Here is a 26,235-nt window from a genome sequence, read left to right as displayed (position 1 = left end):
TATAGGCACCGTTTAAAGATTGTGCTGTACGAATTGAAAATGTTAGGAGGAAGCGATGACCAGTAAACCCACGCTAGTGTTATTACGTGGCCTTTCCCGCGATCAACGCCATTGGGGAAGCTTTAAAGTATTACTGCAACAAAGCTTGCCTCATTATCAGGTTACTTGTCTTGATACGCTAGGCAATGGCACGCTATTAGATCATAAAAGCCCGTTGAAGATGGATGAATATGGCCAGTATTTATTGGCGCAACTGGCTGAACATGAGATTAAACAACCGATCCTTGTTGGTCTTTCTCTAGGAGGCATGGTTGCGCTCAGTGCACTGGCACAAAAACCTGAGCAGATCCATCACGTTATAACAATCAATAGCAGCTCAAATTTGTCTCCGTGGTGGCAGCGCTTTTCTCTTCCTTGGGCATTGGGCCACCTACTATTTGCGAAAAGAAAACCTCATTGTAGCCGCTTAGAATATGGCATTTTGCAGTTTACTAGTGTGCAACAAAATCAAAACATCGCCTTACTGCAGCAGTGGAGCGAATATCGCAAAGAAGCGAACACTAAGTTAAGTAACAGTTTACGCCAAATTATAGCCGCTGCGACTTTTACGGTGGACGAGAGACTTAAAAGCGTAGGAAAGGTAAGTATTGTTTCTGCTATGCAAGATAGGTTGGTCAATCCAGCATGTAGCCGGCAATTAGCGCAACATTTAGCAGCGCCTTTGTTTCGGATTGAAAACGCCGGACATGACTTGGCGTTAGATCAACCCCAACGTTTAATTCAAACGATTATTCAAGCATTAAATAATCCGGCCACCACTAGGCCATGATGACTTCTTCAGCCACATCTATCTGAGCATTGTAGTTAGTCTGGCTAATTTCAGACTCAATTAATTGACGCATTAATTTAATTTGCGCACGCGCCATTGCTGGGGTCATTGATGGGTCGAGGCGATTAACACTTAATCCAGTAATAAAAGTTCGAACCAGACTAGCCAAGGTATCAAACGTATCTTTTTCTTCTTTATTGAAACAAGACCATAACTTGGCACTACCTTGATAAAATACCGGGCCAACAATTTCTGATAACTTTTGGTCACCACGCATCGACAACCATAAGTCCATCATCACCAATTGCATGTCATTTTCTGGGTCACGATATAGAGAGTCTATCATCGCCAACACTAGCTCAAGTGGCTGACACCCACCTTTACAATAATAAAAATCAACTTTATCAGTAAATAAGGTTTCGACCATATCCGCAATCAACCCATATTTGCCATCAGGGTATTGATGATTCAGCGCCCCGCGAGTCACCCCCGCCGCAGCGCAAATTGCACTGGCATTAGTACCTGCATAGCCAAATAGCACGAGTTGCTTCAAAGCAGAACACTTTAATTTTTCACGAGTTGCCGCATTTCGCTGCGCTTGGGTTGCCATAAAAAACCACTGCCATTACCAAAAGCAATAAAGTACCACCAAAATATTCGAGTATGAAGATAAATCACCTTTAAAAATTAATAAACACAACACAAAAAAAACATAAAAAGCCGCTATGTTAAATCGGCAAGGCCCAAGTCATACCAACCCTAACGGATTGTTATATAAGCTTGGTATCAATCGCTAAATAAATGTGATCTCACGCCAATGTATCAGCAAAAAAGATGAAACTTTCCTACCATTTAAGGCAAGATGTTCAAGCGTTGAACAAGTTTTTATGTCTAAGTAACTTAACTGAGGGCCTGTTAAACAAAGGAATAACGGCGTAAAAAGCAGCAATTTTTTCAGTCGGTAATAGATTTTCTTTTGTAATTTAGCAACAACTGATCCAAATCAATTTTTTACCAGCGATCAGACCTATAATCCTTTATGAAAGTTATTTACTAAAGGCAACAACGCAGTCAACTCCAATAACTTCATATGGTTTGATAGCAAGTTTCACCCTTAATAAAAAATTTTTATTTACTAGGAGTAACAAGATGACAGTTAGCAATCTTGCTGAATTAGATGCAATGGTCGCACGCGTTAAAGCGGCGCAAAAAGAATTCGCAAACTATAGCCAAGAACAAGTTGATAAAATCTTTCGTGCCGCGTCTTTAGCAGCATCAACGGCTCGTATTGAATTAGCTCGCATGGCTGCAACAGAATCAGGTATGGGCATCATGGAAGACAAAGTGATTAAAAACCACTTCGCTTCTGAATTCATCTACAACAAGTATAAAGATGAAAAAACATGTGGCGTGATTGACCGCAATGACGAAGGCGGTACTATTACTATCGCTGAGCCAGTGGGCATTGTTTGTGCAATCGTACCAACAACCAACCCCACATCTACCGCTATCTTTAAAGCGTTAATCTCACTAAAAACCCGTAACGGTTGTATTTTCTCTCCTCACCCTCGCGCTAAAAACGCAACTAACTTCGCGGCTAAACTTGTGTTAGACGCAGCGGTAAAAGCGGGTGCACCAAAAGACATCATCGGCTGGATTGACCAACCTTCAGTAGAGCTTTCAAATGCCCTAATGAAGCATGACGACATCGCGCTTATCCTAGCAACCGGTGGTCCAGGCATGGTTAAAGCTGCTTACTCTTCTGGTAAGCCAGCAATCGGTGTGGGTGCGGGTAACACGCCTGTTGTTATCGATGAGACTGCAGATATCAAGCGCGCTGTTTCTTCTATCTTAATGTCTAAAACATTCGATAACGGCGTAATTTGTGCCTCTGAGCAAGCCGCTATCATTGTTGAATCTGTCTACGACGCAACACTTGCACGTTTCGCTAAATACGGCGCAGCGGTATTAAGCAAAGCAGATGCAGACAAAGTACGTAAAGTACTGCTAATCGACGGTGCACTAAACGCAAAAATCGTTGGTCAACCAGCATACAAAATTGCTGAGTTAGCAGGCGTTAAAGTACCAGAATCAACTAAAATTCTTATCGGTGAAGGCTTAGAAGCGTCTTACGATGATGAATTCTCTCACGAGAAACTTTCTCCTACGCTAGGTGTGTATAAGGCGAAAGACTTTGAAGATGCAGTACGTCAAGCAGGTATCGTGCTAGATATCGGCGGTGTCGGTCACACATCTGTACTTTACACAGACCAAGATGCTAACGCAGACCGCATTGCATACTTTGGCGACAAGATGAAGACTGCACGTATTCTTATCAATACGCCTTCTTCTCACGGTGGTATCGGTGACCTTTACAACTTTGAACTTGCACCTTCTCTCACACTAGGTTGTGGTTCTTGGGGCGGCAACGCGATTTCTGAAAACGTAGGTCCAAAACACCTAATCAACAAGAAAATTGTAGCGAAGCGAGCAGAAAATATGTTGTGGCACAAACTACCAAAATCTATCTACTTCCGTCGTGGTTCACTGCCAGTAGCAATGGACGACCTAGATGGTAAGAAACGCGCCATGATCGTAACTGACCGTTTCCTATTTAACAACGGCTACATAGACGACCTACGCGCTATCTTAAAAGATAAAGGCATGGAAGTGGAAGTGTTCCATGAAGTGGAAGCTGATCCAACACTAACAGTGGTAAAAGCAGGTGCAGCAGCATGTCATAGCTACCAGCCAGACGTTATCCTGGCCGTGGGCGGTGGTTCACCAATGGATGCAGCGAAAATCATGTGGGTAATGTACGAGCACCCAGAAACTGATTTCGAAGACCTGTCTATGCGCTTTATGGATATCCGTAAACGTATTTACAAATTCCCTAAAATGGGTAGCAAAGCTGAACTAGTATGTATCACGACTACTTCTGGTACTGGCTCTGAAGTAACACCATTTGCGGTTGTAACTGACGATGCAACAGGTCAAAAATACCCACTAGCTGATTACGAGTTAACGCCAAACATGGCGGTTATCGACGCTAACCTCGTAATGGATATGCCTAAGTCACTATGTGCCTTTGGTGGTTACGATGCGGTAACACACGCAATGGAAGCTTATGTTTCTGTACTAGCGAACGAATACTCTGACGGTCAAGCGCTGCAAGCACTTAAGATGCTTAAAGAGTACCTACCAAGCTCTTACGCTAACGGTAAAAAAGATCCAGTCGCTCGTGAGAAGGTACACAACGCAGCAACTATCGCAGGTATCGCATTTGCCAACGCTTTCCTAGGTGTTTGTCACTCAATGGCACACAAACTAGGTGCTGAGTTCCACGTACCGCACGGTTTAGCTAACGCATTGTTGCTAACTAACGTTATTCGTTACAACGCAACTAACACGCCAACTAAACAAACTGCTTTCTCACAATACGACCGTCCAAAAGCACGTGCTCGTTACGCAGAAGTAGCTGACCACTTAGGTCTTGGCGGTAAGAACACTGAAGAGAAGCTAAACAACCTACTAACATGGTTAGACGAGCTGAAGAAAGCAGTTAACATTCCAATGTCTATTCAAGAAGCAGGTGTTAACGAAGCTGAATTCCTAGCTAAGGTTGACGAGTTAGCGGTAGATGCGTTTGATGACCAATGTACAGGTGCAAACCCACGTTACCCATTAATCAGCGAGCTTAAAGAAGTACTCATCGCTTCTTACTACGGTGTGCCTTACGTTGAAGGTCAAAAAGTACTAGCGAAAGAAGAGCAACCAGAAGCAAAAGCCGCTAAAGGAAAAAAAACAACTAAAGCGTAAGTTATTTAAACTGACACAAAAGTTGTGAAGCTAGCCCGCTATTTAGCGGGCTTTTTTGTATTTAATATAAAGACAACTAAAATATACATAACAGTCAATAATATAAGAAATAATGACGAATCCAGAGCATTCCAAATCTAAAATCCCTGTTAAACAGCTTGCTATAGGGCATTTTGTGGAGCTTACCCTTGGCTGGAAAGATCACCCCTTCATGTTTAGTAACTTCAAGATAAAGAGTCAAGAACAGCTCGACATCTTACACTCGTTGGGACTCACTGAGGTTGAAATTAACTGGAAAAAGAGTGATAAACACCTGAAGCCACCTGTACCTTTGGATGCTGAAGCGACAGAACAATCCCCAGTTAAAAAATCAACCGAGCTAACACCTGAACAATTACAACAAGCTCTGTCAAAACAACTTAGGCTTGACAATAAGCGCGCGGAAGCAGCATATCGACATAGTTTGTCTCAATTCCACAGCGCCATGAGCAAATTTGGCCTCTCTCCCGAAGAGGCCTATGTCGATATTAAAGGTCTCATTAACGCCCTTTGTAACGATGTTTTTACTTGTCGTGAACCTAAGGTAATGCATGTTATTCAAGCACAACCAAGCACTGATGACCTTTTCTACCATAGCTTGAATGTGACTATTTTATGTTTAGTGGTTGCGAAAGAATTGGGCTGGAGTGAACAAGAAGCACAATTGTTATGTTTGGCGGCATTTACTCATGATGTTGGGCTCATTAAAGTGCCAGCGACAATAAAAAGGAAGATAACCGAGCTCAGCAAATCAGAAGAAAACTACTATAAAATGCACACGACCTATAGCATTGAGTTAATAAAAAAAGCGGGTTGCTTCCCCGATGCTATTTTACCGATTATCGCCGCTCACCACGAACGATTAGATGGCTCTGGCTATCCAAAACAAGCCACAGAAAATGCCTTAGATGAAATGACACAGCTACTTAGCCTAGTCGATGCATACGACAGTTATTGCTTCCCACATCCATCCAATAAAGCCTTAACACCGCGTAATGCCATTGCATTGTTATTTAAACAAAGTCAGAAGAAATTCAATCGCTCCATGCTGGAAGTGATGGTGAAATTACTGGGCATTTACCCTCCAGGCTCCTTAGTTATGCTGAGTAATGGCATTCCCGCTCTAGTTGTCTCAACCAATAACAGCAATGCCTTGTGTCCAAATGTGTTGATGTTTGAGTCTGGTAAAAATGAAAACACTGGGCTTATCTTAAACCTGGCTAAAGAGTCGTTAGAAATTACGAAGGGAATAAGCTTTGATGACTTGGAAGAAGCACCTGCACGCTACTTCAATAGTCACGTCCGTTATTGCTTATACTTTTCACCACTCCCCCCCAGCCATTAAAACCTATACCTCAAGTGTGCGATGAATCAGGACTTTCAGGGACGCCAAATGCTTCAATACTGCTGGATACATGAGCAAGAAACTCATTGGGTAAATTAGCAATACCAGCCGAAAACAGTATTTTCTTGTGGGGTCTAATCATCAGCAACACATCATGTTGTAGTTGCTCCGTTTCATGTGCCTGCAACCAATGTTCTGTGTTGGATTCTAAAATCTTACGTATCACCATGTCTTCAATTTCTTGAATACATTTCTTGGTTAAAAACATCCGAGAGCAAGCAATATTGGCTTTTTCGCTATCATTCTCAAATACGAGCTGTTTGAGTTTTTGATTAAATAGATAGCTCAGTTTTGACTGCTCTGAAAAACGATAATGACAAGGGCCTTTAAGAAAGAATTTATTATTTGGCATCAGCTCAATTAAACCAATCATCTCAAGGGCTCTTAAGTAAGCATAGGTACTTGTAGGCGTAAGCTCATAGGCTGCCACCATTTTGTCTAATGATTCAGGAGCTAACCGTAATTCTTGGAAAAAATCATAAAGCTCAGGAAATTGAAAAAAGACTTCATCCTGTATCTCAGTAAATAAATCATCACTTTGCGACTGAAGCAGCTTAGCTTGTTTGATCAACTCATCTAAACTGAGCTCAACCACACGACAATATTCAATTAACTTGTCTAGGGAAATAGCGGTACTATGCAAATGACGTTTTAGGGTCGACAGAGGAACGTCCAATTGTTGAGCCAACTGCGCATAGGTAAGGTGACTTTCTTTAATTCGTTCTCGAAGGGCTCTCAATAAATAGTCTGGTTTAATATTATGCATTTGCTGTTCCTACTTCACTAAACACCTTATTTGGAAAAGAAAATATCAATTAATTCATGCTCAGCGGTATTTTGTCGTATTGCTATATTATAGATTAGCTCGTGCTATTATAACGAGATGAAAATTAACTTTTAGCAATACACTTTTTATCACTAATCGTTTAAATCGAAAAATAGTGACTCAGAGAGTAATTAAAATCACTCTTAGTAAAGTATTAATTAGTAATGAAATTCATTATTAGTAGTAGAACGTTTTAGAGGACTTGTTTATCATTGAAAATTCATATCAAATAAAAACAAATACACTGTTGTATTAAAGATAACCATACACAGAAGCTACCAAACAAACCAAACCAAGAATAAAACACTATTTATATAACTAAAACCCAGAATAAATAACAACCAAAATAGACGCTTCAATATATCAACCTAGTTAAGAGCAAAATATCCTTATATCACTCCAAAAGTGTGCTCTTTTTCAATTTTCATACTCGAATCACCAGAAGATCCCCAAAGGTTCGCCAAGTGAACCCTTACCTTGCCAAGATAAAAAAATGTTCATTTTTCATTCATTACAGTTTAAAAATCTCCCTTCTGTTTGTATGGGCGTAGATCTATCAAGTAGAAATAGCAAGCACACATACATAAAAAAATCACAGAGTAGGCCAAGAACATGATATGGAAATTTTCTCAAGGCATTTTGTCCGCCGCAATTTGCTGCGTACTTTCAAATAATGCATTCGCTCAAGATAGTGAAGCGACTGAAACGGCAGTATTCGATCGAATTTCCGGTGCTATTGCTGTGGACTATTCACGAAATGCTTATGACAGTGACAGCTACAAAGCCCGTCGCTCAACCGGTATTAGTTATGGACTTAACTACACCACTGAAAATGACATCAAATTGGGTGTGAACGGCAGAACACAATACAGTTATGATCAAGAAATAGGTTGGTTCCCACAAGACTATTGGGTTTCTATGAGCAAAGGAAACCTCTACCAGCCCACCGATTGGCTTACCATTGGCGGCGACATCCGCGCAGCGATTCCAGTATCAGAGTACTCAGATAAAACCAAGCTGAACACAGCCGTACGTGGCGCTGTCACTTTTGCATTTGATTTATCAGCTTGGCTTGAAGGCTTCACATTTACCTTCCAGCCTCGCTTACTGAAAAATTTTCATGAGTACAAAACCGCTGGCGGCAGAAATTTAGTGGAATACGATGCTGGCGCATATTACGAGCTCGCTTACAGCTACCAAGATTGGAGCTTCATTGTTGGTGCTATCAATAACCACACATGGACCTACAAAGGTAATTACAACCACCCTTCTCTAACCCATCAAGAATACATCGGTTACCGCCTAACCGAGAAAGTAAGCTTAGGGCTAGGACACACAAACAGCGTCAGTTTCTTCGACCCTTCGCGTGGACCGGCTCCGGTATCGCAATTACTCGATTACAAGAATTCAATCTTTTATGCACTCGCTGTTTATTCATTTTAAAACAATAAAAATAGAACATCGTAAACACACGAAATGGAGTTACCTATGAAACTAACTAAACTAGCCTTCAGCGTTGCTGTTGGTTTATCGCTAGTTGGATGTGGCGCTGGAGACGCGCCTTACGACGAAGTAGTCAAGCCAAAAGAGCAAGTTAAAAAAGACGTATTTGATACCAACAAGGTATACATGTATATGCCTTCAATGAGTAAAGCACCGCGCTATGCTGTTGCTATGGCTCCTTTCATGCAAGGCGATGAACAGTTAGTTCGCTTAAACTTTAGTGAAGATGGTCTGCAAGTTCGTGCTATTAATTCTGATGTTGTGAGTCAAGCGCAACTTAATAATGGCGACTTTGGCCGCTGGAACGACAGCGTAAACGATAACGCGCCAGTTTTAACCATCCCCGGTGATTACGCAGACTACCGTTGTCGACTTGATGACTATGATGAATGTACAAATAAAGAAGAAGAAAATAAAGACGCTGATGTTGAGTGGCATGACAAGCAATTTTTTACCCCTGACTTTGCCAGTTTAGAAAACATAAGTGCTTCTTGGAATGATCTTTCTCGTAGTAGTCAGTGTTATAGCCCTGTCGGCAGTGCTCGCTTAACTGAAGACCCAACGAAGGGTTGGAAAGGCTATGAGGTTTCTGCAGACGGTTCAATTTTCATTGAGGTTGAACAAGAATATACGGTTAAAAAATCTTGGGGCTGTTTGATTAACGGCCTAATTGCTGCTGATTTTAACTTTACCGAACTATCATTTACCGTTGCTCATACCTATTCAATTGTCCCTATTGAAAACTTAACCAGTAAAGATTATGAACCCATTCTTTACTCTGTTAATGATGAAGATACTTTTGGCTTCTTTACGAGTGAAGTGGAGCGACCAACGGCAGCGAATATCGATGGAGCAGTTGGTAACAAGCATCAGTACCTAAACCGATTCAACCCAAATTTAGCATTCGTTGACTACCATTTAAGCGATAGTTTTAACAATAACGAATCAACCAGATTCTTTAAGCAAATCACCTTTGATGTAATGAATCGCATCAACCCACAGCTTAAAGCAGCAGGCGTACCGCAAGTTAATCTTGTCGAGCCATCAGGTAAACATTCAGGCGACTTGCGTTATAACGTTATCAACCTGATTGATGAGCCATTAGCAAACGGCCTTGCAGGTTACGGACCTTCTGCAGCTAACCCTGTGACAGGGGAAATTGTACACGCGCACATCAATCAGTACTCTGGTGTACTTGAAGCAGGTGCAAATTTTTACTGGGATACTATCTCTAGTACTTACAACCGCGGTGGTACAACCCAAAAGCCAACGGTAAATACGGACACAATTGACTCACAAGCATCAAACAATAAGCCTAGCTACAATTCTAATAACTTGGCTTTAGCTAGTGATGACATTAATATCGCTAAATCTGTAGGAGAAGTGGTTACTGAACAGTCTATTCCAAATACACAATACCTAGATAAAGAGTTACTGAAACTTCAAGATGAAGTCCACACGGAAAGCTTAGAACTAGTATTAGAGGAAATTGCTCGTTTAGACAACTTAAATGAGGATGATCTAACCAATGAGCAACGCATTAAACGTGACGATCTTGAAAAACGCGTTTGGGCAGAAAATAACATGTTCCCAGCTGCGTCACTTTGGACCAGCACAACAGCAAAAGCCTTACCAACTGGTATTGCTGGTCATAACATCGACTATACAGATGCTTCTCTTTGGGTAAATGGCGTCGTTGCCGAAGAATTCTCTGGTGTAGCGACAGACAAGCCTGCTCAACTTAAAAAGTGGGCTGATTTAAGTAATGCTAACCAAGTTAAAATCGGCCGTATATTAGCAGGTATCTCTTACGCGAAAACCTTAGTTCATGAACTAGGCCATAACTTAGGCTTGCGTCATAACTTTAAAGGTAGTATCGATGCATCTAACTTCTTTAGCCAACAGCAAGCTAAAGAAAACGGTCTAATCCACGTGCCTGCTTACAGCTCTATCATGGATTACAATCCTTCCATCCTAGATGCGCTACCAGTGTTTGGTCCTTATGACCTAGCAGCGTTGCAGTTTGGCTATAAGCGTGAAGTAGCAGTACTCGATGCGAAAACCAAAGCAATTACTGGCGTTCGCAGTGTGAAAGCTTATGACGAGAAACTGCTAAAAGAATACCTAGATATTAACGCTAGCGTATCTCAAGAGCTTAATGATGGCGTTGTTGCTGCTCTCGCAGCTGATTTAGAAGCGGAGGCAACAGCAGATTCAACATCAGAAGTTAAACCGTATAAGTTCTGTACTGATGGTAACGTTAGCGGGAATTCTGATTGTAACCGTCACGACGAAGGCCGTAACCACAATGAAATCAATAAGTTCGCTATCCAGCGTTACAGAGATTTCTATGAAATTCGTAACACACGTAACAACCGAGAAGAGTATACGGAATATAACTTACGTGGCTACGCTGTTGCACGTGAAAGAGAATTCTCTGCAATGCGCGATAACCTCGAGTTTTTGAGTCGTGCTTGGGGTGGCGATCTTGCGCAAGTTAATAACCAACTTTTGTTTGCTAACCACAACCTTGCAGCCGAGTTGAATTGGCCTGCCGATAACTGGACTACACGCTGTGTAACACCAGAAGTGTCATCTTTCTGGAACGGCGAAACACCAGAAAAAGATGCTTTCTTATGGGATATCTACTGTGGCGTACCATCAGCAGTGGCTCGTACTCAAGAGTTCTTTATTGAAACTATTGCACAACCCGATCATACGTGTGAAATTAAAAACAGTTCGGGTGAAGTTCGCTATTCATTGCTAACTGATTTAATGAATGGTAAGTATGATGGAGAGCGCACTGACACTAGCTCTATGTCTGCTGCCCCTGAATTTGCAATGGGAGAAGTACCAACAAGCTGTTTCAATGATACATTAACAGCTGCACTTGCTATTGATAACTATGAAGTATTGTCAGAAGCTGGCCGCTTCCTTAATAGTGGTCGTGCACCAGTTCGCAATCCAAATCATAAATACTCAAGTGATCGTGACTACTTAGGTACTTGGGTTGATAAATTGGTTGCAATGGGTCAATTGGTTGAGCGTAACACCAGCATGCCGATATCTGCTCGTCAATCAATGGCACTGGCTGACTTGTTTGATTTTCAAGATAGCCCAACGGGTATCGTGCAATACCCAGCTTTCAATATGTTATTGAAAGATATGGTGCTTCAAGGCAAGCCGTTCTATGCCGCTAAGTTTAGAAATGCGCAAGGTGAAGAGGTTGCACCACAAGGTGACTACCCAGGCCAGTGGAGCTGGGATAGCAATATTGAAGAGCTACCACTTTACTCTGGTTGCCTATCTTGGTGTTACGGGTTAGCACCAAAAGGTGAAAACAACTTGATTGAAGCATTACTGCAGCAAGTAATGATTGAAAGCCGAGACAGCAGCTTAGCGGGTCGAGACCAAGCAGAAGCGTTAGCTCGATATGTGTCCATTCGTGTCAACGACAACAGCACATATACCGATGCAGTATACTGGGACTACAAAGGCAAACGTTATGCTGCCACGCCAGAAAATGGCTTAGCATATGAGATTATTGTTAGCTTAGAAGAGTTAGCCTTCATGCAGAGTGTGCCAAACGTTGCTGATGTAACACAAGCTGATGCGGATAAACTTCGTGCATTTAAATATGTTGACTACAGACCTTTCTACTTCGGTACAGAAGAAGAAAAAGCTGAGCTAATAGCAAAAATTGAAGGCTACAAAGCGGCGTTACCGATGTTGCCTGTGACTTGGTAATAGACAAACATAAGGCGCACTACCTACTAAAATTCATAACATTACTGCTAACTGTTTAGTGTTTAAGTAATGCGGAATGTAAAAGCCAGCTAATTTGCTGGCTTTTCTTTTTGATAAATTATCCACGACGTTGTCAATGACTAAAATAACCTCAGTTTTGCTTAAGCCTATTACGAATGGATAAAGTATATTTTTACTGCAAAATTTCATTTTCAGGGATGAAAACGCAAATCGTATAGGGACATATTTACCGCGTTTTTGCAGGGGAAAAATAGTCAGTATGCCTACCTCCTTTAACGCTATAACATGACACATTTCGTGATATCTACTTGTTTAATAAACAACCTCACCGTTATCTTCAGACATGCAAGTTGTGAAATATCAACAGTAACTATTCGGTAAACAAGGCTTTGCGGTTTTACCTGCAGAAGTAAGTGTGATTTAAATCAATGTTTGATAGTTTATTACTGTATACTTTGCCACCGTAATATTCGGGCTGTCACAACGTTAAATAAGTCCGTTAGATCGCCATTACCCATTTAGTACCTTGAGGAACTTGTTTTTGATCTCCACCGCAAACATCACCATGCAATTTGGCCCCGAGCCGTTATTTGAAAATATCTCCGCTAAGTTCGGACACAACAATCGTTACGGCTTAATTGGCGCTAATGGCTGTGGTAAGTCGACTTTTATGAAGATCCTAAGCGGTGAGCTCACGCCCTCTTCAGGTAATGTGTCTATCACTCCGGGCTTAAAAGTGGGCACCCTGAGCCAAGACCAGTTTGCGTTTGAGCAATACAGTGTTATCGACACAGTGATCATGGGTGACGTAGCACTGTGGAAAGTCAAACAAGAGCGTGATCGCATTTACGCTAAACCCGATATGACCGAAGCCGATGGCATGCGAGTCGGCGATTTAGAAAGTGAATTTGCTGAAATGGACGGTTACAGCGCCGAAAGTCGCGCTGGAGAGATCTTACTTGAAGCGGGTATTGAAGAATCATTCCACTACGGTTTGATGCAACAAGTGGCGCCAGGCTGGAAACTGCGTGTGCTACTCGCCCAAGCGCTGTTTGCTAATCCAGATATCTTGCTACTCGATGAGCCAACCAACAACTTGGACATTCATACTATTTCGTGGTTAGAAGACGAACTCAACAAACGTAAATCCACCATGATCATTATTTCGCACGACCGGCATTTCTTGAATGCGGTATGCACCCACATGGCCGATATCGACTATGGTGAGCTGCGAATTTATCCGGGTAACTATGAGTACTTCCTTGAGCAATCAAGCTTACTACGTGAGCAATTATTAGCAGGAAACGCGAAAAAGAGCGCCGAAATTGATGAACTACAAGACTTTGTCAACCGCTTTGGCGCTAATGCATCAAAGGCGAAGCAAGCCAGCTCACGCGCGAAAAAACTCGATAAAATTAAGCTCGACGAAGTGAAGTCATCAAGCCGTATAATGCCTTCGATTAGCTTTGCAGCGGGCAAAAAAATGCATCGCCAAGCACTTATATTAGAAAACCTTGCCCACGGTTTTGATGATGAACTTCTGTTCCAAGGCGGCGATTTAATTTTAGAAGCCGGTGCCAAACTTGCCATTATCGGTGAAAACGGCGTTGGTAAAACTACGTTTTTACGCTGCTTAGTCAATGAATTAAGCCAAAAAGAAGGTGTTGTTAAATGGTCGGAAAACGCTTCCATCGGCTATTGCCCTCAAGACAGCGGTAACGAATTTGATAATGACTTAACGCTAATGGACTGGATGTCGCAGTGGCGCAGGCCGATACATAACGACTTAATGGTGCGAGGCATGTTAGGTCGCTTACTCTTTACCGATGATGACGCCAATAAAAAAGCCCGCAATTGTTCCGGTGGTGAAAAGAACCGCTTACTATTTGGCAAGCTAATGATGCAAGACATTAACGTGTTGATCATGGATGAGCCAACTAACCACATGGATATGGAAGCCATCGAAGCCCTCAACAGCGCCCTTAAGGCTTTTGAAGGTACCTTGATATTTGTCAGTCATGACCGTGAGTTTGTATCCTCATTGGCCACGCGTATTATCGACATTAAAGATAAACAAGTGGTTAATTTTCAAGGTACCTTTGATGAGTACCTATCAAGCCAGAAAGAGGCGAAAAAAGTCGCTTAGCTCTAGTTTGGATAAATAAATCTAGTATGAGTTAATAAAAAGGCATTGCGTGGGTGCGATGCCTTTTACTGACCACATAAAATACCTTACAAATGCGCAGTCCGCTCTTCAACACATTCGTATGACCCCATTTCAAACTCACGACAAATCCACGGCCTCAGCTCATAAATGCTGCACATCATGGTATCGCGATCAAGCGCCGAGCACCAGCCATCCTCAAGTCTAAGCATGGTTTCACCACCCCAAGAGTCCACCGCTATGTGCTCTTCAGGTACACCTGTATCTGAAATAATCATCACTTCGAGCCGACAGCAACAAGCTTGGCAATTAGCGCATGTAATTTCGGGGGCTGATAGGTTTATTACATCAATAGACATTAACAGTGGCCAGTAACTTAAACTCACTCATACTACGCCGATAGTGCCGGAATATGAATCGTTATCTCAACTAACACTGAGAGCCTGTAATCACTTGCCCTTCTATTTCAGGTGTAGATAACAAAGCCGAAATAGCACTTTGCAGTGCCATAGTTTGCTTAGCCAGCGCCATACTCGGCTTATTAGTACCCTGAGTTTGCTCAGGCAATAGCGGTAAATGCATAAAGCCTGCCCGCACCGCACTATCTCGCAGTGAATGCAACAATGCATATAACACATGATTACAAACAAAGGTGCCGGCCGTATTTGAAATGCTAGCGTTAATCCCTTGCTGCAATATGGCTTGGCACATCGACTTGATCGGCAATGTACTAAAATACGCTGCGGGGCCACCCTCGATAATCACTTGGTCTAACGGCTGTTGTCCGTCATTATCAGCAATCGGAAAATCATCTACATTAATCGCCACGCGTTCAATTGTAACATCAGACCGCCCTGCAGCTTGGCCGAGCACAATCACTATATCAGCTTGATAACATTCAATTAACTGCAATAATTTCTTATGTGCTTTTTGCCCTACAACAGGTATTTGATGACAATATATTTGCCCTTCCGCGAAGCGAAAATTGGCCAACATGGGCAAGATCTGACTGGCAGGGTTAATGGCTTGGCCATTAAACGGTTCAAAACCCGCCACTAAAATAGTTTTCATTACTGTTATTCAACTAACACTAAGCATAAAAAAAACGCCGCCTGACAAAAAGTGCTCGGCGGCGTCAAGGATAACTGGCTTTACTAATTTGACTGCACTAAATGACACGCAGCTTGATGACCGTTTTCACCAACACTAACCAGATCGGGTCGCTGCTCGCGACATAAATCCGTGGCATGGATACAACGAGCATTGAAATGACATCCCGCAGGCGGATCCATCGGCGATGGCACGTCACCTTTGAGAATAATCCGTTTGTTGCGTAAGCGTGGATTGGGAATAGGGATCGCCGATATTAACGCTTGAGTATAAGGATGCTTTGGCTCTTTATACAACGTTTCAGCAGCGCCAATTTCTACAATTTTGCCTAAATACATCACAGCTATGCGATCAGAGATATGCTTTACCACTGACAAATCATGGGCAATAAATATCAGTGCTAGGTTCATTTCTTGTTGCAGGTCAAGTAACAGATTCACAATCTGCGATTGCACCGAGACGTCCAGCGCTGATACCGCTTCATCACATACAATAATTTTTGGCTTTAAGGCGATAGCCCTTGCAATACCAATACGTTGACGCTGCCCCCCTGAGAATTCATGAGGATAGCGATCTGCCGCTGTCTTTGGTAACCCGACTTTTACTAATAGTTCTTCTACCCATACGCGACGCTCTTCCGGAGTCCCAATACCATGAATTTCAAACGGTTCAGCCATGATGCCACCCACTGTATGGCGCGCATTTAAACTTTCCATAGGGTCTTGGAAAATAATCTGCATTTCTTTGCGCAGCTCAGCCATTTCTCTGACCGGTAAGTCAGTGATATCACGCCCTTCAAAGAAAATCTTACCTGAGGTTGGCTCGTATAACTTAAGTAAAGTCTGCCCTACGGTACTTTTTCCACATCCCGATTCGCCCACCAACCCTAACGTTTCGCCGGCCTTAACATCTAAACTGATACCATCAACGGCATAAACAAATTTTTTCTTTGAAAACAAGCCTCCGCCAATAGCAAAGTGCTGCTTAAGATCGCGAATCGATAATACAACATCACTCATTAGCTTAACTCCTTCAACCTTAAGCAGCTCACCATATGATCATCAGCGATCATTTCAGGTACTGGCGTTTGGCTCTCACACTTATTTTGACGATCTGGACAGCGATTGTAAAAACGACAACCCTTTGGCATATCGGCAAGGGATGGCACTGAGCCTTCAATGGTGTTTAACCGTGTTTTCGGTTTGTCATCAAGGCGAGGAATTGAATTAAGTAAACCACGGCTGTATGGATGACGTGGATTTTCAAACAGTTCAAACACATTGGTTTTTTCTACTGCTCTTCCCGCATACATCACCACCACTTCATCACAAATTTCAGCAACCACACCTAAGTCGTGAGTGATAAAAATAATTGCCATGCCTGTTTCTTTTTGCAAGTCTTTCATCAAGCTTAAAATTTGCGCTTGAATCGTCACATCTAACGCAGTGGTGGGCTCATCCGCAATCAAAATATCCGGCTTACACGCAAGGGCAATGGCAATCATTACTCGCTGACGCATGCCGCCCGATAGCTCATGAGGGTAAACATCAAAGCGCTTTTCAGGTGCTGGAATATCCACTTTTTTCAGCATTTTAATCGCTTCAATTTTGCGCTGCTGTTTATTAAATTCAGGGCGATGTAAACGAAACACCTCACAGAGCTGCTCACCAATAGTATGCACTGGGTTCAATGCTGTCATTGGCTCTTGGAAAATCATCGCAATACGATCACCACGCATTTCATAGAGCTTTTCTGGTGGCAATTTCGTTACGTCCTGCCCCTTATAAATCACTTCACCGCCAGTGACTTGGCCATGAGGACGAGGTAATAAACCCATGATAGAAAGTGAGGTAACACTTTTACCGCAGCCAGACTCACCGACAATACCAATAGTTTGACCGCGCTTGGCTTGAAAGCTTACGCCATCAAGAACCTTTATGGGGCCTTGCTCAGTCGTAAAGGTGGTTTCTAGCTGACGTACATCTAAAACCACCTCGCCTAAATTACTTATTGCCTCTTGCTGCTCATGACTTGAGCTAAGGTTAGATTTTAAAGGTTTCATCTATCTTCAACTCCGGCTCAAAAGGTTCACGCTTTTTCTTGGCTCTTAACACCGCTTTTTTCTCTTCTTCATCAATCCAGAACAAGCCAAAGCGCGTTGCTCCGCCTAGCCTGAACATTTCACGAGACGAGCGCGTAATAGGTACTTCAGGTAAGTGCACCCAGCGCCAATGTGCCGCTCGAGAGGTTGACTCTTGATAGCCCGGAATGAACATTGCTTGCTCGTGTAGCATGTGCTGAATTTGCTTAGCTTGTTTAATGCGTACTGCGACATCGAATTCGCTACGATAAGCTTCAATCAATTTATCAAGCTCAGGATCCGCGGTGTTAGTGGTGTTATTAGTATTGTTTTGACCCACATGTACAGAATGGAAGAACTGCCAGTAAGCGGGAGCTAAAACACCCACTCCCCAACCTCCCCAGTAGGCTTGATGCTTATTCTCTCCAACGGTGCGAATTCGGGTCGTAAAGTCCACTTTATTAAGTACTAAATCAACACCGGCCTTTTTCGCTTCCTCACGTAAAATAACCATCATGTCGTTGCGCTCATCTCCGCTATACATCAGCTCTACGGATAGGGTTTGCCCATCTTTAACGCGAATGCCCATGTCGTCACGTGCTCCCCAACCCGCTTTTTCAAAGTATTCTGCGGCTTTTTTCAGGTCAAACTCGCGCGGCTGAATATCAGCTTGATAGTCTCCATTACCCGATGTGAACTGCGGTAAACGCTGTACATCGCCACGTAATGCTTTATCTATCCCTTTTTGCATGTTGATTGCGTGTTGCAAGCCAAGGCGCACATTAATGTCAGACAAAATCGACGACTGAGTGTTGAGGTAAATGCCCCAAGGTATGCGTGGCTTGTCGTTATACGCCAGTGTGCGCTTAATATAACCGTGAGCAAACTCTCGCTTTTTGGTTTTTTCATGCCAATAAATCGGCTCAGGCATTTCAAAAGTATCTAGCTTGCCCTTTAAAAAGTGCTTATAAGCAATGGCTTTATCGCGAATTACCTTGATGCGAATTTTATCCACATTAAAGCGATTTTTTTGAAATTTAAGATCCTTCGCCCACCAGTCTTTATTGCGCGTTAAGGTAACCGTTTTACCTTTTTTAAATTTAGACATAATGTAAGGGCCTGTATTAGGTGCCACTTCCCAGTTGGCATCTTTAACCCAGTTTTTACCAATTCGCCCCTTATAGAAGTGCTCAGGCACGGGGATAATGCTTGTTGAACCAATCAGCTCTTCTTTCGCTTTCGCTTCACCTAACGTTACCGATATTGTGTAATCATCATATTTGGTCACATTCACCAGCTGGTTGGTGTAATACTCATGGTACCAAGGCGCTTTAATATTCGGATTTAAGTGAAACTCACGGGCATAAACAAAATCGTCAGCAGTTACTTTTTCACCGTCAGACCAACGCGCTCTTGGATCAAGCTTGAAATAAACGGTTTTAAAGTCTTCAGTGATCGCCCAATCGGTAGCAATTTGCGGAATATATTTTTTCGTGTTGGGATGCAGCATAGTCAACGCCATTTGATTGGCTAGAATATACTCTCTAAATTCACCATTGGAGTTTGGTCCAACCACGCGAAATGTCGGCGGATAACTATCAGCAAACAGACGCAGCGTACCACCTTTCTTTGCTTGGTCAGAGGCAAAAACAGGCTCATCATTGTTGTTTTCCCACTGCAAGTTTTCTGGCAACTCGGCGCTATAAGCCGCCGCAGAAACTAAGCTGGCAATAACAAAAATGGCCTGATGCAATTTAAGACTTAACTTCATAATCTGTCCTTTTACTTTTGTCCATCGCGCTGTCAGCCACGAACTATCATGGCGACAGCGGCGGTTAATCTGGCGCAACTCATTCACTTAGCGCCAGCTCACCTAGTTAGATATATTTAGTGTGCTTTTTCGGATCAAACGCTTCTCGAATGGCTTCACCGACAAAGGTCACCATGGTTAGCACCAACACAATCGCCGTCACTACCGAGGCCACAATCCACACTGCGTCTAAATTATCTTTGCCTTGTGACAACATCTCCCCCCAACTCGGCGTTGGCGGCGCAAGCCCCAAACCTAAGTAATCGAGTGAGGTCAGTAAGGTTAAGTTACCGACTATGGTAAATGGCGCCATGGTCACTATCATCATCAAGGTATTAGGCATGATGTGTTTAAAAATAATACGAGCAGTTGAAGCCCCTTGTGCTTTGGCTGCCATCACGTATTCACGAGCCTTTTCCTTATAGGTCAACGTGCGCATATACCAAGTCATCGCGGTCCAGTTAAACATCACGATGATCATGACAAAGAGCCAGAAGTTAGAGCCAAATATCGACACGATAATCATGATCACATAGATACCCGGTAGTTGACTCCATATCTCAATAATACGCTGGCCAAACAAGTCAACCTTGCCGCCCCAATACCCCATAAAACAGCCCACAGTAACACCAATGGCGTAACAAATAGCCATAACCAAAAAGGCAAAGCCCATGGCTAAACGAAAACCGTAAATCAGGCGCGCAGCTACATCACGGCCGTAAGTGTCTGTGCCAAGGTAATGCTTATCTTCAAATGAAGGTGCCGTTGGTGGGTATTCCCCCTCTGAATAATTGTTTTCAAATGGGTTATAGGGAATGATCGGCATCACTACCCAGTTATCACTGCCATCTTGCTCAAATTGCAATTGTAATTCGCGATACTTGGTTTCATAAGCGTAATCAAGACCGAAGGTTTTGCCTGGGTATACATCACTGTAAGTTGGAAAATACCAATTACCTTCATAGCTCACCACGATGGCTCGATTGTTCACCCACAGCTCGGCAAAAGCCGACAGCATCATTAAAATGAATAAAATAACAGCTGAATAATAACCACGCTTAATAGAACGAAAACGATTAAGTTTTTTTAGGGTTAATGGATTTAATTTCATATCATCTACTTCCCAAACTTAACGCGTGGATCGACTATAGCAACACAGATATCCGATAAGATATTTCCGATCATCATGGCAATGGAGGTCATCACCAAAATCCCCATCACGACAGGGTAATCGCGCTGTAATATCGCGTCGTAACCCAGTAAACCAATACCGTCGATATTAAACACGGCTTCAATCAAAAACGAACCAGCAAAGAACACACTCACTACCGCGCCAAAATGACTGGCAATAGGGATCAAACTGTTGCGCAATGCATGTTGTTTTAATGCTTTGTCAAAAGGCAATCCTTTAGCAATTGCAGTACGAACATAATCTGCTGACAAATTTTCCATTAGCGAGTTTTTCATGGTCATGGTGAGGATGGCGAAATCGCCAATTGCATAGGCCAGCAAAGGCAGCACGGCATGCCAGAGGATCTCATATACTTGTTCGCCAAGGGTTTCTAAGTCTTCAAATTCATCACTGACAAAACCGCCAAATGGGAACCATTCCAGTTGAAATGAAAATACTGTTAACAGCAATATACCGACCACGAACCCGGGCAGCGCAAAGCCAACAAATATCGCAATAGAAGATAAATTATCAAACCAGCTGCCATGGTGACGCGCTTTGGCAATCCCTAAGGGAATAGAGACGCCATAACTGATAAGGAATAAACAAACGCCATAAAAGGTTGAAACAGGAAGCCGATCAAGAATCAAGTCTAATACCGGATCTTGATAAAAAGTCGACTCACCTAAGTCACCTTGTAACAACTTACCCATCCAATCGAGATAGGCCTGCCAAACGGGTTTATCCATGCCATAAAAAGCGCTTAAATCAGCTAATTGCTCTTCTGACAGCGAGTTGCTGCTCATGCTGCTGCCTTGAGACAAGCTCATTTGCTGCATTTCAGCAATGGCTCGTTCCATTGGCCCACCGGGCACAAAACGAGTGATGGTAAATACCAATACGGTGATACCAATAAATGTAGGGATAACCAGCAATAAACGCCGGATAAAATAGGCTAGCACAACCCTCTCTCCTTTTTGAGCTAATGATTCGTTATGAATCAGTACTGCCGACTCGGCCAAGCAATCATGTTGCCCGATGAGACTAAACTGAGCACCACCCTAACCACCTTCGTGTTAACAGTGCCGATTAAACAATGTTGGCTGGCTGTTGATAGTTGTCGCACCATTTTAGAATTGGCGCATTCTAGCACGGCATTTCCTTTGTCTTACTGCGCTCACCCCTAAAACCTCACTGCACGATACGCTGAGTATCAGTAAATGATCCTGCCCATGGCTTACCCAGTTAATAGCGCGAAAAGCAAGGAACAAAATCGTGTTTGTAACACATAATCGATTTTTTATAAGTGAAAATAATTCTCAATTGATATATACCTGTTGCTCATCTCAAGCCTCACTGAGTGCGCCTTTAGAGCTTATTAATAGACACTTTGTTAACTCAATGCGCCTTGTGTTATGCCTTGATAGATCCAATTTGGCATTATTCCACTAATTTGGCTGACACCTATTTCTCACTTTGGTGGCTCGGAAAACCATTTCACCTTAAAATTTGGAGTACACATGGAACAAGACAACTATTTATGGTTAGAAGAAGTGGAAAGCCAACTTGCCCTTGATTGGGTAAAGGAGCAGAACCAACGCAGCCAAGCCGAGTTAGAGCAAATCCCTGTATTTAAGCCATTTCAAAATGCGATTTTAAGCAGCCTAGAGAACAACCAAAAAATCCCCTATGGGACTCGACGCGACGGCAATTACTTTAATTTTTGGCAAGACAAAGACCATATCAAAGGCGTATGGCGTAAAGCAGCCTTTTCCGATTTTGTGGCTGGCAAGCCCAAGTGGGAAACCTTACTTGACCTTGATGCTTTAAATAAACATGAGCAAGCCAACTGGGTTCTTGGCGGCATTGATGTACTGGCACCAGAGCACAACAAAGCCTTGGTTAAACTCAGCCCAGGCGGCAGTGATGCAGGCATTATTCGCGAATTTAACCTTGAAACAAACAGGTTTGAAAAAGACGGATTTAACTTACCTGAAGCCAAGAACATGGTCGCTTGGGTAAATGAACAGCAAATAATAGTGGCAACGGATTTTGGCCCAAGCAGCTTGACTGATTCTGGCTATCCGGCACAAGTTAAACTATGGAGCCGTCAAAAAGATCTTAATAATAGTCAGTCGCTACTGACTATTCCGACTTCAGAAATGGGCCTTTTTACTTTTCGATTAGAGCAAGGCGAACAATCATACACTGGCGTCACTCGCTGTGTTGATTTTTTCCATCACCGCACTTATATCCTAATTGGCCAGCAATTGATCGAACTGCCCTTACCTGAACAACACGATATTCAAGGGCTGTTTAACGACCATTTACTGGTCAGCTTAAAAACAGATTGGCTTGAGTTTAAACAAGCCGATTTAGTCGCTTTGCCAATGGCAAGCTTATTATCTAAACAGCCTGAGCCAACACTGGTGTACCGCCCTAGTGGCAAAGCGGCAATCCAGCGCATTACGCCAGCCAAAAACGTACTTTACCTTGAGCTACTTGAAAACGTTAGTTCGCGCTTACTTGGCCTCGACAAAAGCTGGCATGCCACTGATCTCACGCCACAGGCAAACTTAAGTTTATCGGTTATTGATGCCAGCGAAGAGGACGACAGCGTACTCGTTAAAGCTGAAGGCTTCCTGCTGCCAGAATCATTATTTTTACTTGCTCCTAATCAGCAGCCGAAAATTTTATACCAATTAGCGCCTCAATTTGATCAAAGCAATCTTCAGGTGCAGCAGCATTGGGTTAACTCAAAAGACGGTACGCAAGTTCCCTATTTTCTGATCGCACAAAAAGACCTGTTACTCGATAGCAACACCCCCACTATTTTGTATGGTTATGGCGGCTTCGAAATTGCATTAAAGCCAAGCTATCTGGCGCATGCGGGTAAAACTTGGCTCGCACAAGGGGGCGCATATGCCATCGCCAACATCCGTGGGGGTGGCGAGTTTGGCCCAGCTTGGCATCAGGCAGCTCTCACTCATCATCGCCAACGCGCCTATGATGACTTTTTTGCTGTTGCAGAAGATTTAATCAATCGTAAGGTGACCCAACCAAAACACCTTGGCGCAATGGGCGGCTCAAATGGCGGCTTGTTGATGGGCGTATGCTTAACTCAACGCCCTGAACTGTTTAATGCAATTAATATTCTGGTACCCTTACTGGACATGAAACGCTTTCATCTACTTTTAGCCGGTGCCAGTTGGATGGCAGAGTATGGAAATCCCGATATTGCAGAAGACTGGGCCGTTATCAAAACTTACTCGCCTTATCAAAATTTAGTCGAAAATCGCAACTACCCTAAAGTGTTGCTGAGAACATCAACCAAGGATGATCGTGTTCATCCTGCCCACGCCCGCAAACTAGCCGCTAAAATGGCAGAATTTGGCCACCCATTTTTCTACTATGAAAACATCGAAGGAGGTCATGCTGGCGCGGCTGATTTAAAACAAAGCGCTTATACCAAAGCCATGGATTTTGCCTACTTCTGGCATCGCCTAGGCCATAAATAAAGCGCGCGAATTTGAATCACGAAGGTGAAGCTCATTTAACTTCACCATGTAATACAACGAAATAAACTGAGTGGTAATATGAACTTTATTTTTGCAACACCAGAACAAGCAATAACGGGCACCCTTGTGGTTCCTGTATTCAAAGATGACCTCTGCGCCCTTTCGGGTTTATCAGCTGAAGCGCAAATTAAAACCTTGATCGAACAAGAGCAGATCAGCACTAAAGCGGGTGTTGTCACCCCGTTCTTCAACGCAGAGCAACCACTGATACTTGTTGGCGCCGGCAAACGTGAAAAATTCAGTGAAAATGAACTACTCAAATTAGTACAAAACTTAGCTGTCACCCTAAAAGAAAGCCAAGCTCAACTTAGCCTCTTAGTTGACGTACTCGTTCCTGAAAAGCGTGACATTAGCTGGACCCTAACGCAAATCACTCAGCAGTGGCTCAGCAGCCTGTACAGCTACGACATCACTAAGTCAGAAAAAGCACCAGTCACTAAAACCGAGCTACTGGTTTTTATTACTGAAAATACCAATGATGCCGCGGTGACGTTAGGTCAAGCCATCGCCAATGGTATGAATGTCACCAAACAGCTGGGCGATTTGCCGTCAAATATTTGTACACCAACCTACCTCGCCAAATTTGCCGCTAAGCTGGCTGAGCAACACAGCGAGTTTGAAATAGAAGTACTTGAAGAAACAGATATGGAAGCCTTGGGCATGGGCTCATTTTTGTCAGTATCAAAAGGCAGCGATGAAGCGGCTAAGCTGATTGTGCTGCAATACCAAGGCGGCGAAGCCAATCAAGCCCCACACGTACTCGTGGGTAAAGGGTTAACTTTTGACAGTGGCGGTATCAGCCTAAAGCCAGGTGCTGGCATGGAAGAAATGAAGTACGACATGGGCGGGGCCGCTGCCGTGTTAGGTACCATGCATGTCTTATCTGAACTGAAGCCTGCGTTAAACGTCATTGCTATCATTGCTGCAGCTGAGAACATGCCTTCGGCACGCGCTTCTAAGCCGGGTGACGTGGTCACTAGCATGAGTGGTAAGACCATTGAAATTATCAATACTGACGCCGAAGGCCGACTAGTATTAGCTGATGCTCTGACCTATGCAGAGCGTTTTAACCCAGCCAGCGTGGTAGATATTGCGACATTAACTGGCGCAGTGATCGTTGGCTTAGGGGTGCACCCTACTGCGGTTTATGCCAATGATGATAACTTAAGCAGCGAACTATTAGCAGCAGGGAATGAGTCATGGGATCGCGGCTGGCCAATGCCTTTATGGGACGATTACGCAGCTGAAATTACCTCTCCATTTGCTGATTTGCGTAATACCGGCTCAATTGCACGCGCGGGAGGCTCAATTACTGCCGCCATGTTCCTGAAAGCCTTTGCTGAAAAATACACTTGGGCACATTTAGACATTGCAGGTACAGCATGGCAAGGCAGTAAAGGTGCAACGGGCCGCCCGGTGCCAATGCTGACGCAATACCTACTTGCAAAGCAAGCAAAGTAAGCGCTATCTGTATTGCTTAAAATATGGCAAAGATAGCTTAACTAGCTGAAATAACAAAGCAGTTAGCCGCTCGGTTAACTGCTTCTTGGTCTATTGCGCTAACCTAGTCCTTTTTTCTTCCCTCTCGTTACTTCATTATCCTGCCCAACCTGTGCATAATAGCGCCGTTAAGGAGAATAAAATGACGCGCTGCCACTGTGGTAATGATTTACCCTATGAAAAATGCTGCCAACCTTTACATTTAGGTGAATTCGCGGCCCCCACTTGTGAAGCTCTCATGCGCTCACGTTTTAGTGCTTATATTGAGCAATTAGGGGAATATTTATTTAACACTTGGCACCCCGATTATCGTGCCGACCTAACACCTGAAACCTTAGCCCAATCAGGCAAAGAAACCGATTGGCGCAGCTTGCAAATTTTAGCCAGCCAAGGTGGGCCGAATGATAGCCAAGGCTCGGTTGAATTTTGCGCTTGGTTTATGGTCAATAACGAACTGCATTATCATCACGAAATATCGCAGTTTAGCCGTGTTGAAGGCGCATGGGTTTACACCGACGGGGCATTTAATCCGAATAAAAAATCACGACTACCGGGGCGCAATGATCCTTGCCCCTGTATGAGTCAAAAGAAATTTAAAGCCTGTTGTGGCAAATAATTAATTAAAAATAATTT

General features: G+C 43.2%; 19 protein-coding genes. 10 read left to right on the top strand and 9 right to left on the bottom strand.

Annotated elements, in window-relative coordinates:
* Positions 1–55 precede the first annotated feature (55 nt).
* A complete protein-coding gene (locus Q4519_RS16085) occupies positions 56–829 on the top strand; it encodes an alpha/beta fold hydrolase (RefSeq protein WP_303513997.1) in 774 nt (257 codons plus the stop codon).
* Here Q4519_RS16085 and Q4519_RS16080 read toward each other — a convergent pair.
* A complete protein-coding gene (locus Q4519_RS16080) occupies positions 819–1,439 on the bottom strand; it encodes a TetR/AcrR family transcriptional regulator (RefSeq protein ID WP_303513994.1) in 621 nt (206 codons plus the stop codon). The genes Q4519_RS16085 and Q4519_RS16080 overlap by 11 nt on opposite strands.
* Before the next feature lie 539 nt (positions 1,440–1,978).
* Here Q4519_RS16080 and adhE point away from each other — a divergent pair.
* Positions 1,979–4,648: a bifunctional acetaldehyde-CoA/alcohol dehydrogenase gene (gene adhE, locus Q4519_RS16075; protein WP_232802010.1), complete on the top strand. Its 2,670-nt coding sequence runs from the start codon at positions 1,979–1,981 to the stop codon at positions 4,646–4,648.
* A gap of 112 nt (positions 4,649–4,760) precedes the next feature.
* A complete protein-coding gene (locus tag Q4519_RS16070) occupies positions 4,761–6,032 on the top strand; it encodes a DUF3391 domain-containing protein (RefSeq protein ID WP_303513991.1) in 1,272 nt (423 codons plus the stop codon).
* Positions 6,033–6,042: 10 nt separating this feature from the next.
* On the opposite strand, the gene Q4519_RS16065 is transcribed toward Q4519_RS16070, so the two are convergent.
* Positions 6,043–6,858: a helix-turn-helix transcriptional regulator gene (locus Q4519_RS16065; RefSeq protein ID WP_232802008.1), complete on the bottom strand. Its 816-nt coding sequence runs from the start codon at positions 6,856–6,858 to the stop codon at positions 6,043–6,045.
* Positions 6,859–7,530: 672 nt separating this feature from the next.
* On the opposite strand from Q4519_RS16065, the gene Q4519_RS16060 reads away from it, so the two are divergent.
* From Q4519_RS16060 to Q4519_RS16050, 3 genes are all read left to right on the top strand, one after another.
* Positions 7,531–8,361: a hypothetical protein gene (locus Q4519_RS16060; protein WP_303513986.1), complete on the top strand. Its 831-nt coding sequence runs from the start codon at positions 7,531–7,533 to the stop codon at positions 8,359–8,361.
* Positions 8,362–8,406: 45 nt separating this feature from the next.
* Complete coding sequence (locus tag Q4519_RS16055; RefSeq protein WP_303513984.1) at positions 8,407–12,168, top strand: zinc-dependent metalloprotease; 3,762 nt, start codon at positions 8,407–8,409, stop codon at positions 12,166–12,168.
* A 562-nt stretch (positions 12,169–12,730) separates the two neighbouring features.
* On the top strand, positions 12,731–14,335 hold the full coding sequence (locus Q4519_RS16050) for an ABC-F family ATPase (protein WP_232802005.1): 1,605 nt from the start codon (positions 12,731–12,733) through the stop codon (positions 14,333–14,335).
* 86 nt (positions 14,336–14,421) lie between these two features.
* On the opposite strand, the gene Q4519_RS16045 is transcribed toward Q4519_RS16050, so the two are convergent.
* The 7 genes from Q4519_RS16045 to Q4519_RS16015 form a co-directional block, all read right to left on the bottom strand.
* A complete protein-coding gene (locus Q4519_RS16045; protein WP_232802004.1) occupies positions 14,422–14,712 on the bottom strand; it encodes a YkgJ family cysteine cluster protein in 291 nt (96 codons plus the stop codon).
* A 70-nt stretch (positions 14,713–14,782) separates the two neighbouring features.
* Entirely contained in the window at positions 14,783–15,424 is a 642-nt protein-coding gene (pcp, locus tag Q4519_RS16040; protein ID WP_303513980.1) for a pyroglutamyl-peptidase I, read from the bottom strand.
* A gap of 83 nt (positions 15,425–15,507) precedes the next feature.
* The gene (locus tag Q4519_RS16035; RefSeq protein WP_303513978.1) at positions 15,508–16,482 is read right to left on the bottom strand and encodes an ABC transporter ATP-binding protein; all 975 of its coding nucleotides are present in this window, start codon (positions 16,480–16,482) and stop codon (positions 15,508–15,510) included.
* A complete protein-coding gene (locus Q4519_RS16030; RefSeq protein ID WP_232802001.1) occupies positions 16,482–17,525 on the bottom strand; it encodes an ABC transporter ATP-binding protein in 1,044 nt (347 codons plus the stop codon). The genes Q4519_RS16035 and Q4519_RS16030 overlap by 1 nt, the downstream gene beginning before the upstream one ends.
* Positions 17,506–19,314: an extracellular solute-binding protein gene (locus Q4519_RS16025; protein ID WP_303513975.1), complete on the bottom strand. Its 1,809-nt coding sequence runs from the start codon at positions 19,312–19,314 to the stop codon at positions 17,506–17,508. The genes Q4519_RS16030 and Q4519_RS16025 overlap by 20 nt, the downstream gene beginning before the upstream one ends.
* A 106-nt stretch (positions 19,315–19,420) precedes the next feature.
* Positions 19,421–20,464, bottom strand: a complete 1,044-nt coding sequence (locus Q4519_RS16020; RefSeq protein WP_303513973.1) for an ABC transporter permease — start codon at positions 20,462–20,464, stop codon at positions 19,421–19,423.
* A gap of 5 nt (positions 20,465–20,469) precedes the next feature.
* Positions 20,470–21,486 (bottom strand): ABC transporter permease subunit, encoded by a 1,017-nt coding sequence (locus Q4519_RS16015; protein ID WP_303513970.1) that lies wholly within the window; start codon positions 21,484–21,486, stop codon positions 20,470–20,472.
* A gap of 33 nt (positions 21,487–21,519) precedes the next feature.
* Here Q4519_RS16015 and Q4519_RS16010 point away from each other — a divergent pair, with 33 nt between their 5' ends.
* The 4 genes from Q4519_RS16010 (at position 21,520) to Q4519_RS15995 (ending at position 26,218) form a co-directional block, all read left to right on the top strand.
* Complete coding sequence (locus Q4519_RS16010; RefSeq protein WP_303513968.1) at positions 21,520–21,711, top strand: hypothetical protein; 192 nt, start codon at positions 21,520–21,522, stop codon at positions 21,709–21,711.
* A gap of 333 nt (positions 21,712–22,044) precedes the next feature.
* A complete protein-coding gene (locus Q4519_RS16005; protein ID WP_303513966.1) occupies positions 22,045–24,042 on the top strand; it encodes a prolyl oligopeptidase family protein in 1,998 nt (665 codons plus the stop codon).
* A gap of 78 nt (positions 24,043–24,120) precedes the next feature.
* Positions 24,121–25,563 (top strand): leucyl aminopeptidase, encoded by a 1,443-nt coding sequence (locus Q4519_RS16000; RefSeq protein ID WP_303513963.1) that lies wholly within the window; start codon positions 24,121–24,123, stop codon positions 25,561–25,563.
* Positions 25,564–25,744: 181 nt separating this feature from the next.
* The gene (locus Q4519_RS15995; RefSeq protein ID WP_303513960.1) at positions 25,745–26,218 is read left to right on the top strand and encodes a YchJ family protein; all 474 of its coding nucleotides are present in this window, start codon (positions 25,745–25,747) and stop codon (positions 26,216–26,218) included.
* Positions 26,219–26,235: the final 17 nt, after the last annotated feature.

The organism is Motilimonas sp. 1_MG-2023 (assembly GCF_030547455.1).
Taxonomy (GTDB): domain Bacteria; phylum Pseudomonadota; class Gammaproteobacteria; order Enterobacterales; family CBDFNC01; genus Motilimonas.
Note: the sequence above shows the minus strand (reverse complement) of the source record. Positions and strands in the feature narration are given on the sequence as shown.